General features: G+C 64.1%; 2 protein-coding genes. Both read left to right on the top strand.

What is annotated here, in order from left to right:
* Window positions 1-14: 14 nt before the first annotated feature.
* The gene (locus tag AB4Y81_RS08825; protein WP_441995691.1) at window positions 15-6,149 is read left to right on the top strand and encodes an Ig-like domain-containing protein; all 6,135 of its coding nucleotides are present in this window, start codon (window positions 15-17) and stop codon (window positions 6,147-6,149) included.
* 250 nt (window positions 6,150-6,399) lie between these two features.
* Window positions 6,400-12,495: an Ig-like domain-containing protein gene (locus tag AB4Y81_RS08820; protein WP_441995690.1), complete on the top strand. Its 6,096-nt coding sequence runs from the start codon at window positions 6,400-6,402 to the stop codon at window positions 12,493-12,495.
* Window positions 12,496-12,558 lie beyond the last annotated feature (63 nt).

Here is a 12,558-nt window from a genome sequence, read left to right as displayed (position 1 = left end):
AGTGGGGAATTTGGATGACTCTGACCAATGGGTCCGGGAATCGTCGTGGCAAGATCCGGCGGCGGAGGGTTATCACGGCTACCGCCTTCACAGCCGCCGCAGCAGTGCTCGTGACGGGTGCCATTCTTTACCCCGGGTTCAAGACCACTGAAGTGGACCTGAACGACGGCGGTGTCTGGGTAGTCAGCAAGTCCAAGAATGCCGCCGGCCGGCTCAACTATCCGTCCAAGTCCCTGGATGGTGCCGTCACTCCGGCCAGCAAGGACTTCGACATCCTTCAACAGGCCAGTGACGTGTTCATTGATGATGCCGACGGCGCCACCATCAATCCCGTCAGCGCCGCCAACATGCGCCTGGGCGGAGACCAAAAGCTCCCGGGGTCGGCAGCTGTAAGCTTCGGCAACAAGGTCCTGGCCGTCACCGATCCCTCCAAGGGCAAAGTCTGGGCGCTCACAGCCGGTTCGGTCGGCGGATTCAGTGACGAGGCCGAGCCCGTCCTGGAACAGTCCACCGGCATCGTGTCCGTCGTTGGCACCGATGACACCATCCACACCGTGGATCCGGAGACCGGCAGCCTGACGGCCACCAAAGTCGACGCCAACGGCCAGTCGGTGGATTCCCAGGTTCGCAAGGATGATGCGCTGAAGGGCGCCGGCGACCTCCAGCTGACCGCGGTGGGGGACAAAGCTGTGGTCCTCAACGAGGCCACAGGAAACATCGTCCTGCCGGGCGGAGCCACCGTCCACTTGGACGACGCCCGCGACGCCAAGCTCCAACAGAGCGGGACTGCCGCGGACTTCGTGGCCATCGCCACCAAGAAGGCACTGTTGCTGCAGCCCCTGGACGGCGGCACAGCCAAAACCATCCGAGCTGACGGCGAAGGCGTGCCCGCAGCGCCTGTCCACCTGGGCTCCTGCACCTACGCGGCCTGGTCCGGGGCCAACAAGTACCTGCGCGAGTGCACGAACGAGGCTGACAACCGCCGCGCTGACGTCCCCAAGGCGAGTGCGTCGCCGTCGTACGTTTTCCGGGTCAACCGGGACCTCGTGGTACTGAACGACGTCAACTCCGGCAACGTCTGGATGGTCAACCAGAACATGCAGCTGGTCAACAACTGGGACGACGTCATCCCACCCCAGCAAACATCTGACGACGCCGACAAGGACTCCGCGGACGAAGTCCAGCAGACAGTCCTTCCGGACCGCAGCAAACCGAACACTCCACCTGTCGCGAAGCCGGACGCTTTTGGCGTGCGGGCGGGTAAGACAACGCTCCTGCCCGTGCTTGACAACGACGCCGACTCCGACGGCGATGTCCTGACCGTCTCGGCCGACCAGGTGCTCAAATCAGGGGCGTTGGCCCCCGTCTACGGCGGCACGGGATTCCAGATCACGGTTCCTGCCGATCAGTCCGGGAGCGAATCGTTCAAGTACTCCGTGGATGACGGCCGAGGAGGGACTGCCTCGACCACCGTGGATCTGAGGATCGTTCCCCCCGGTGAGAACGCCGCACCGCAGCAGAAGCCCAACCGGAACAACGCCTTGGTGGTGCAGGCGGGAAAGATCGCCAACCAGTACATCCTCAGTGACTGGATCGACCCCGACGGCGATGACCTGTTCGCCGTGGCGGCCAGCAGCAGCGATCCCGCGGACCAGGTGCGGATCAGGCCCGACGGGCTTTTGACGTTCCAGGACTCGGGGGCCGGTCCGGGGAAGAAGACGATTTCCGTGACGGTCTCCGATGGCACGTTGAGCTCCGAGGGGCGGATCAGCGTGGATGTCCGTGCGCCGGGAGCCCTGCCACCCATTGCCGACGCAGACCACGTGGTGGCCGTCGCCGGCCAGGACACGGTTATTGCACCCCTCAAGAACGACTCCGATCCACAGGGAGGCACGCTCCGCCTGGCTCAGGCGCAGGCGGATGACCAGGCGACGGCCGTGATAGGTCCGGACCAGCAGACCTTCTCGTTCAACTCCACGAGTGTCGGTCCGCACTACGTCACCTACATGGTCACCAACGGACCTGCCAGCGCGCAGCAGCTGGTGCGCGTCGACGTCGTGTCCGGCAGCAACGACGGCGCGCCCGTGGCGGTGCGCGATATCGCCCTTCTTCCCAGCGGCGGCAGCACAGTGGTGGACGTGCTTGGCAACGACTCGGACCCGGCCGGCGGCGTGCTGGTTGTCCAGTCCGTGACAGCCGCGGACGGCCTGCCAGTCACGGTGGCGGTGCTGGACCACTCGGTGGTCAAGATCACCGATATCCATGCCACGGGGCAACTTTCCCTCAAGTACACGATTTCGAATGGCAAGGCCTCCGCCACCGGAGACATCTCGGTCCAGGTGGTCCCCGCCCCCAGCAAGCTGCAGGCACCGCAGGCGAAGCCCGACGAAGTTTCAGTACGGGTTGGCGATGTGGTCACGATCCCCGTCCTGGAGAACGATTCCGACCCCAACGGCGGTGAGCTGACCCTCGATCCAGTCCTGGCGCAGCAGCCGGACGCGGCCGACGGACGGATGTTCATCGCGGGCAATTACCTGCGCTTCATTGCGGGCGACGTCCCCAAGACGGTGTATGCGATCTACAAGGTCAGCAACTCCTCGGGGCAGACCGATTCGCAGCAGGTGACCATACGCATCCGCGCCAGGGATGACGCCACCAACACCCGCCCTGAGCCCCGGAACCTGACCGCACGGGTCGTCGCCGGGATGACCGTCAAGATCCCGGTCCCGCTGGACGGCATTGACGCCGACGGCGACTCCGTCCAGCTCATCGGCGTGGACAAAGCACCCGCGATGGGCACCGCTGTGGTGCGGGACGGCTACATGGAGTTCACCGCCGGCGGCAAGTCTGCCGGGACGGATACCTTCAGCTACCGCGTGCGGGACCGCATCGGCGCCGAAAACACAGGCACCGTCATTGTGGGGATCGCTCCGGCAGAGGCCAACAACCAAAAGCCGATCGCCGTCGATGACGCCATTGATGTCCGGCCGGGGCGCCGCATTGCGGTGGACGCCCTCAAGAACGACTCCGATCCGGACGGCGACCCCATCGGCCTGGTCAATTCATTCGAAGCCAATCCTGATCTCCAGGTGGAAGCTGCCTCCGGCAAGATCCTGCTGACGGCACCCGGCGTTGCCGGAACCGAGAGCATCAGTTACCGGATCCAGGACGACAAAAAGGCCGAAGCCAGCGCGGTGGTCAGGGTCCAGACAAGTCCAACGGCGGCCCTTCACGTTCCTGTGGCTGTGGACGACCGCGTCACACTGGCTGAGACGTTGGGCAAGACCGCCGTCGACGTTCCGGTATTGAAGAACGACTCCGACCCCGACGGCGTTGCCGAGGACCTCACCATTTCACTGCCGGATGGAAATCCAAACGCACGGGTAGGTACCGCCGGCAACGTGGTAGTGACCCTCGTCCCGCAAGAGCAACTGATCCCGTACACCGTCACGGACATGGACGGTCAGTCAGCCACCGCCGTGATGTGGATTCCAGGCCAGGGCCTCCAGTACCCGACCCTGGCAAAAACAGAACCTGTGGAAGTGATGTCCGGCAAGGACGTCACGCTGGCGCTGCAGGAATATGTCCGCGTCCGGGAAGGCCGCCAGGCCCGCATCACCGTGGCGGACAAGATCCGCGTTCAAGGCGGGGACCCCTCAAACGTCATCTCCGGTGATGGAAACGCGCTGCGGTACGTAGCCCAAGCCGACTACGTTGGCCCCGGATCCATCACCTTCGAGGTAACTGACGGCTCCGGCCCGGACGACTCCCAAGGGTTGAAATCCACGTTGACCATCATTACCAAGGTCATTCCGGACCCCAACGCCAACCACCCGCCGACCTTCAGTGGAGCATCCGTGGAAGCTCCCAAGGGTGAGACTACGGACGTTGAACTGGCCAACCTGGCCAAGGACGTCGACGAAAGGGACCAGGGCAACCTGAAGTTCGAGCTCGACGGCCAGCAAGCGGCAGGTTTCCAGGCCAAAGTGGAAGGTACCGTCCTTAAGATCACCCCGGACCTCTCGCTCAATCCAGGGGCCGTAGGCTCGTTCCCGCTCAAGGTCACAGATGGCCGCTCCGACGCGGTGCGCGCAACTGTCACCGCCACCGTCGTCTCGTCGAACCGGCCGCGGCCGGTTGCCAACGACGACGCCGTTGAGAAGGCCAACGCGGGCCGTTCGGAAACAGTGAACGTCCTCGCCAACGACTTCAATCCTTTCAACGACGCACCATTGACGATCGAGAACGCCGCAGTGGAGACCGGGTCCGCCGCCGGCCAGCCGACGGTGTCAGGAGAATCGATCACCGTCACCCCCTCCGATGGTTTCAAGGGTGTCATGGTGGTCCGGTACACGGTGCTGGACAAGACCAAGGACCCTTCCAGGCAAGCAACCGGCCGTGTCCGCATCACAGTGCGGGACAAGCCCGATGCTCCGTCCGCCCCCGTAGCGACCGACGTCAGGAGCCGGACTGCCGTCCTCAAGTGGACGCCGCCGTCGGACAATGGCGCAGCCATCACCAAGTACACCGTGAAGGCGGCAGGTTTCGAGCAGGTATGCCCGACCACCACCTGCACGCTGTCCGGACTGACCAATAACGTGAAGTACGTTTTCACCGTTTACGCCACGAACGAGGTAGGCGACTCGCCGGCATCCACGGCGTCCAACGAAATCCGGCCCGACGAGAAGCCCTCGCCCCCGGATGCCCCCACGGTCAAGGCCGGGGACAAGAACATGGCAATCACCTGGACCCCCGCCAAGACGGAGGGGTCGCCGGTGAAGCACTACAACCTGGAAATCTCACCGCCTCCGGCCAACGGCATTGCCGTGAAGAACGAGGTCACAGGACTCACATACACCTGGCCGGGACTGACCAACGGTGTGAAGTACAAGGTGCGTGCCCAAGCGGTCAATGAGCTCGGGCCCTCCGATTGGGGCATGTATTCCGTTGAGGACAACCCCGCAGGCCTCCCGGGGGCACCGGCGGCTCCCACTACCGCTGTGGTGCAGTCCGTGGGAGCCCAAAACCAGATCCGCGCCGATTGGACTGAACCGGATGTCAATGGTGATCCCATCAAGGCGTACTACGTCACCATGAGTGGTGGCAATGGGGTGCCCCAGACGCAAACGATCCCAGGCAACGTCCGCTCCGCAGTCTTCACCGCACAGAACGACGAAAAGGGCTACACATTCACTGTTCAAGCGGAGAACAAGGCCGGAAAGGGAAGCGTTAGTGCGCCTTCCGCTCCCCGGCGTGCCACGGGCATGCTCGGCACCGTCAACAACGTGTCGGCAACCCCGGCCAACACCGGGGGAGCAGGTCGTGCGGTGACCATCAACTTCACCGTTCTCGACCAAAGTCAACGCAATGGGTCCAGCCAAAGCGAAGTGAGCTACCGCTACGTCGCCAGTACCGGACAGTCGGGTCCCATCAGCCCAGGGCAGACGGTCAGCGGCTTCACCAATGGGCAGGCCACCACCATCACGGTCAATGCCGTTTCCACGGTAGCCCCAAGCTCCAATCCCAGTGCACCCGCCACCACCACACCGTATGGTTCGCCTGGCACCCCCTCGGCGTCCGGTGCCAACGGTGGCCAGAACCAAACCACGCTGACCCTTAACTGGTCCTCGCCTTCCACGGGCAGCAACGACGTCGCCGCGACCAAGATCAGGATCACCGGCGGGGGAACGGACACCGGGTGGATCAACGAATCCGCCTCCGGCAGCCGGGTTGTGAACACGGGCGGCTACAACCAGACCCGGACCATTGAGGTCCAGACCTTCAACTCGGTGGGCCAAGGTGGAGCCGTGGCTTCGGCCAGTGCCCAGAGCGGTCCGCAGAAGACGTCGTGGGATGCCACCTTGCCTCCCGGCAGTTACCGCACGTGCACCGATACAGCGGCATCGGGACAGACGTCCTGGGACCCGAACACGCCGGGCCACCGCTGTGACGGCGTGGTCTACGGCACCCCGTGGCAGTACGAGTCAAACGGTTCCTTTACGGTCAATTGCTACATCAACCGCAGCACCCCGTACCTGAACTACGCGGCGTGGTACCGGCTGACCAGCGGTCCCAATGCCGGACGCTTCATTGCGCAGGGCAACACCACCCTGGGCGATCCCGGACCCCACCAGATACCGCAATGTTGAGGCCATCAGCACCGCGGCGCGGGGCAGTTGTCCCCATCGCGCTTCACGGCTCCAAGACAGTACGCTGTCAAAGCCAATGGATAGCCCGGTCTCGGGTTTCCTTGGCTGGCCGTGGGGCGCGTGGGATAGTCTTAGGGACTGAAAATTCCGCCGCCGTTCGGGGGTACTGCGGATTGTACGGCTGCCGGCACCTGCCGGATGGCTTGGAAGCCACTGGGGGGCGGCTGCAAACAAAGGGAATTCTGGGGCTGTGACAACTTTCTTCGGCAAGCTGGGGCTGAAAAAGCGTCAAAACAAGAAATTCATAGCGGGCACCGCTGCCACTGCAGCAGGGGCTTTGCTGGTCGCGGGTGCCGTTCTGTACCCGGGCTTCAAGACCACTGAGGTGGACTTGAACGACGGCGGCGTGTGGGTTGTGAGCAAAACCAAGAACGCTGTGGGGCGGCTGAACTACCCGTCCCGCGTCCTCGATGGTGCCGTAACGCCTGCCACCACCACGTTCGACGTCCTGCAGCACGACGGCAACGTCTTCGTCGATGACGAATCCGGTTCCACCATCAACCAGGTGTCCGCCGCCAACCTGAAGCTTGGCGGCGATAAGCAGCTGCCGTCGTCGTCGCAAGTCAGCTATGGTTCCACGGTCCTGTCCGTGACCGATCCTGCCCGTGGCAAGGTGTGGGCACTTTCTCCGTCCACGGTCAACGGCTTCGACGAGGAAGGCACCGAACCCGTCCTGACCGGCGATCAAGGCATCGTCTCCGCAGTCGGCGCGGATAACCGCATCTACACCGCAGACCCCGGCAAGGGCGAGATCACGGCCATCACCGTGGACGCGGACGGCCAGCGGACCAACTCCGAAGTCACCAAGGTGGACGAGCTCAAGGGCGCAGGCGATCTTCAAATCTCGGTGGTGGGAGACAAACCCGTTGTCCTCGATGCCGCCTCCGGAAACCTTTTCCTTCCCGGTGGCCGCAAGCTCCAACTCCAGGATGCCCGCGAAGCCAAACTCCAGCAGACCAGCGGGGAGAGCAGCTACGTCGCCATCGCGACCCGCAAAGCCCTCCTGAAGCAGCCCCTGGACGGATCCACGGCCGCAACAGTCAACGCCGACGGCGAGGGAGTTCCGGCTGCCCCCGTCCAGGTCAGCAAGTGTGTCCACGCGGCCTGGTCAGGGGCCAACAAGTACGTTCGCGACTGCGAGAACGACGCCGATGACAAGAAGAACGACGTCCCCAAAGCCAGCGCTTCCCCGAGCTACGTGTTCCGCGTTAACCGCGACCTCGTGGTGCTTAACGACGTGAACTCCGGCAGCGTATGGCTGGTCAACCAGAACATGCAGCTGGTCAACAACTGGGACGACGTTGTCCCGCCCAAGAACCAGTCCGATGACCAGGACCAGGAGTCCGCGGACAACAACACCATCAACGTCCTCCCGGACCGCACCAAGCCAAACCGACCGCCGGAGACCAAGCCGGACGAATTCGGCGTCAGGCCGGGCCGGACCTCCATTTTGAGCGTGCTGGACAACGATTCAGACCCCGACGGCGACGTCCTCACCGCTTCGGTGGGTCCCAACGGCCCCAAGATGGGGACGCTGGAAAACATCTACGGAGGCTCCGCTTTCCAGATCAAAGTTCCCGCGGATGCCAAACCGGGAACGGAAGTCTTCGACTACAACGCCGCAGACGGACGGAGTTTGTCGGCCGGTGGCAAGGTCACCCTCCATGTGGTGGCTCCCGAAGAGAACAAGCCTCCCTTCTTCAAGCGGGGCGAGCCCACCACCATGCTCGTGGAGCAGGGAAAGTCCGTCAGCCAGAACATCCTCACCGATTGGATGGATCCCGACGGTGACGACCTCGTCCTGCTCGATGCCAAGACGGACAACGACCAGGACCAGGTGAAGGTTCGCCGCGATGGCCTGCTCACCTACCAGGATTCCGGCGCAGCACCGGGCAAGAAGAACGTCACCATCACCGTGTGGGATGGCAGGGCCACCACCACGGGCCGTATCGTCGTCAACGTACAGCCCCCGGGCGCGCTGGCACCCGTGGTCAACGCCGACCACGTGACAGCCGTTGTGGGGCAAGACCTCGTCATTGCGCCGTTGAAGAACGACGTCGATCCCAACGGCGGCGCATTGCGCGTTGCCCACGTTGAGGCGGCCGGACCCGCTGAGCTGGGACCGGTGACCGACGGCGGCACTTTCACCTTCCGGAGCACCACGCCGGGTCCGATCTACCTGACGTACATCGCCAGCAACGGGCCGCAGAGCAGCCAGGGCCTCATCCGCGTCGATGTCGAGTCCGGCAAGGACGCAGGAGCTCCCGTTGCCGTCCATGACGTTGCCTTGCTTCCCGTTGGAGGCAGCGTCCTGGTAGACCCCTTGGCCAACGACTCCGATCCTTCCGGGGGAGTACTGGTCCTGCAGTCAGTGACGGTTCCGGACGGCTCGTCCGCCTCGGTCAGCGTCATTGACCACAGTGTCCTGCGTGTCACCGATGTCCTCGGTGCCAAGGACCCCTTCGTCTTCAGCTACACCATGTCCAACGGACGCACCTCAGCGACCGGAACGGTGGGCGTCGTCCCGGTGCCGGCTCCCGCCGTCGTCGAAGCTCCCCAGCCGAAACCGGACGAAGTGAACGTGCGGGTGAACGACGTCGTCACCATTCCGGTCCTGGACAACGACACGCACCCGCAGGGCGAAGAGCTCTCCGTGGACCCCGTCCTGGCCCAGGGCATTCCCGAAGAAGACGGCAAGGCCTTCATTTCCGAGAAGACCCTGCGCTTCATCGCCGGACCCACGCCGAAAACGGTGCGCGCCATCTATAACGCAGTGGACCCGCAGGGCCAGAAGAGTGCTGCCGCGGTAACCATCCACATCCTTCCCCTGGAAGGCACCCAGAACTCGCGCCCGCAGCCGCAGAACCTGACCGCTCGCGTCGTGGCCGGAGGCAGCGTCCGGATCCCGGTGCCGCTGGACGGCATCGATCCCGACGGCGACTCGGTGCAGCTCACCGGCATCGACAGCACACCCACCATGGGAACCGCGACGGCGGGAAGCAGCTTCATCGATTTCGTCGCCGCTGGTGACGGTGCAGGAACGGACACGTTCCGGTACAAAGTGATTGACCGCCAGGGTGCGGTCAACACCGGAACCGTCACGGTCGGCGTCGCGCCCCGGGGGGAGAACAACCAGAAACCGGCTCCCGTCGATGACGAGGTCAAGGTTCGCCCCGGTCGGCAGATCGCCGTTGATGCCACTGCCAACGACACCGATCCCGACGGTGACATCATCCGTATCCTCACGGACAGCATTGAAGCCGATGCGGGCCTCGACGCCCATGTCAGCAAGACCAGCGGCCGCATACTGGTTACCGCGCCCGCCGCTGAAGGTACCGTCAACGTCCGCTACTCCGTGGCCGATGACCGTGACGCAGTGGGACAAGCCAGCATCCGCGTGGTGGTGAAGAACGACATCCCGCTCCAGGCACCGATCGCCCGCGATGACCGGGTGACGTCTGCACAGACACTGGGCAAGACCGCCGTGGATGTTCCGGTCCTGAAGAACGACGAAGACCCCGACGGCGTGGGGGAGAACCTGAAGATCAGCACCGACGTGACAACCGCGCGCCCGGGTCCCGAGGGCAATGTGATCGTCGAACTCACCGAGCAGCCGCAGTTGGTGCCCTACACCGTGGAGGACGTCGACGGACAGAAATCCACGGCCATCATCTGGGTTCCCGGCATCGGCCAGCAGGTTCCGACGCTCGCCAAGGACGAGGTCATTGAACTCGTTTCGGGCCAGTCGGTGACCGTTGACCTGGCCGAATGGGTGAAGGTCCGTGAGGGCCGCTCGCCACGGCTGACGCAGACTGACCGCATCAAGCTCATCGGCGCCGACGGCGCTGATCCCGTGGCCAACGGTGGTACCGGCCTGAAATACACTGCTGGAGCCGAATACGTGGGTCCTGGCTCCATCAGCTTCGAAGTTACAGACGGAACCGGGCCGGACGACCCCAATGGCTTGAAGTCCACCCTGAGCATCCGCACCAAGGTCCTGCCTGATCCCAACAAGAACAACCCGCCTGTCCTCCTGGGCAGCGATGTGGAAGTTCCCAAGGGTGATTCCGCAAGCCTGGATCTTGGGAAGCTGACATCGGATCCTGACTCCGACGATGTCCAGAACATGAAGTACGAGCTCACTGGTTCTGCCACGAGTGGCTTCAAGGTGTCGGTGGACGGCAAAACCCTGAAGGTCTCCGCGGATGACTCCGTGCAGATCGGGCAGTCCGGCACTGTCCAGGTGAAGGCCAAGGACCCCCGTGGCCTGGAAGCTGTTGCTACCTACAAGCTCGCGCTCTCGGCGTCCAACCGTCCCAAGCCTGTTGCCAACGATGACGCTGAACCGGATGCACAGTCCGGGAAGCCTGTCACCGTGAACGTGCTGGCCAATGATTCGAATCCGTTCCCGGACACCCCGCTGAAGATAGTCTCGGCGGTCACGGAGACGGGGCAGGGAACTGCCGAGGCCGGCGGCGACAGTGTGACCGTGACGCCTGCCGGCGGCTTCACAGGGACCATGGTGGTTGCCTACACGGTGCAGGACAAGACGGGCGAAATTTCCCGCTACGCCACAGCGCGTATCCGCTTGACCGTCAAGGACAAACCAGCGGCGCCCACCACACCCTTGGCTCAAAGCGTCGGTGACCAGACAGCGTTGCTCACGTGGAACGCCCCTGCAGACCGCGGCTCACCCATCACCAAATACACGGTCTATGGCGAGAACGGCTTCAAACAGGATTGCCCGGCCAACACGTGCACCTTGACCGGCCTGACCAACAACGTGAAATACCACTTTGCGGTCACTGCCACGAACGCCATCAACGAATCCGAACGCTCCCCGGTGTCGGCCGAGGTCCGGCCGGACGTGAAACCGGACACGCCGGTTGCTCCAACGCTGAAGTTCGGCGACAAGCAATTGTCGGTTGCCTGGGTTCCCCCCGGCAGCAAGGGTTCGCCCATCAAGTCGTACGACCTTGAGATTTCCCCGGCCCCGGCAGGACAGAATCCCCAGATCCAGAACCTGACGGGCAACAGCCACGTCTGGACGGGCCTGACCAACGGCGTGGCCTACAAGGTCCGGGTCCTGGCCCGCAACGACGCCAAGGAGCCTTCCGAGTGGAGTACCTACTCTGCTGCGGAGACCCCGGCCGGTGTCCCCGCCACACCTGCCGCTCCGTCGGTGGCCGGCGCAGGATCGGTCGGCAACCAGAGCCAGTTGCAGGTCAGCTGGGCAGCGCCGAACAACAACGGCGACGCCGTGTCCAGCTACACCTTGACCACGTACCGTGGTGGCGCCGTCGTGGGTTCCCAGGCTGTAGCAGCGACTTCCCAGAACGTGACCGTTGACAACTCCGAAGCCGACTATTCGTTCACTGTCTCGGCCACGAACAAGGCAGGCGTCAGTGGCGTGAGCCAGCAGTCCAATGCCATCCGTGCTGCAGGCAAGCCCGGAATGGTGGGCGCGCCGTCGGCGGCGCTGGTGGAAACCAACGCCGACGGCGGCAAGATCCGCGTCGCGTTCAACCCGCTCTCCGCGTCAGAACGCAACGGTGCCAACGCCAACGAGATCAGTTACCGATATGCGCTGACCTCAGGCGGCGGCAGCGGTGCGATCCCGGCCGGTGGCGGAGTTGTGGCAGCCCCCAACGGCGCCGACACAGCGGTGGTCGTGTGGGCCATCTCCTCCCGCAACCCCACGCCCGGTGATCGCAGCCCGGCGTCGAACACTGTGAATCCTTACGGCCTTGCCTACGCTCCGACCGTTACCGGCAGCAAGAGCAGCGGCGTGGGGGACAAGACAGTGTCTTGGACCTGGAACGCCCCCAACGGCAACGGCCGGCCGGTTACCGGCTACCAGTACAGCCTCGACGGCGGTGCCTGGCAGGACACGGGCCAGCGGAGCTTCTCCACGAGTGTCGGCTACAACCAGACGGTGACCCTGCGGGTCCGTGCCGTCAGCGGCGGGCAGGCAGGACGGGTTGGCAGCGACACCTCGCGCAGTGGCGATGCGCCGCCGCCCCCGCAGCCTCCGGCAGGCGAGATCAGGGCCCACAACAACACGTGCCCCGGTAAGCCCGGACAGGCCGATACCTACAACCCGAGCGGCCCGAGCTGCGGCGTTGGCTGGGTCTCCAACTCCGAAGGGTGGTTGAACGTCAACTGCACCAAGGACATCTACAACAACGGCACTCCCTGGTACCGCGTCACCCAGGGCAGCCACCCCGGCTGGTTCGTGAAGTCCACCACCGTGGATCTGCGCGGAACCAAGCCCGGCGGTTGCTAGCCACGTCCGGCCGGCCGGCACCAACAACAACTTCATCCCAACACCCCAACACAAGGAACAGGA

Source organism: Paenarthrobacter sp. TAF1 (assembly GCF_052113825.1).
Taxonomy (GTDB): domain Bacteria; phylum Actinomycetota; class Actinomycetes; order Actinomycetales; family Micrococcaceae; genus Arthrobacter; species Arthrobacter nicotinovorans.
Note: the sequence above shows the minus strand (reverse complement) of the source record. Positions and strands in the feature narration are given on the sequence as shown.

Bases quoted from the DNA above. Each gene is read 5' to 3' on its own strand.
- AB4Y81_RS08825 (WP_441995691.1), top strand. From the start codon at position 15: ATGACTCTGACCAATGGGTCCGGGAATCGTCGTGGCAAGATCCGGCGG.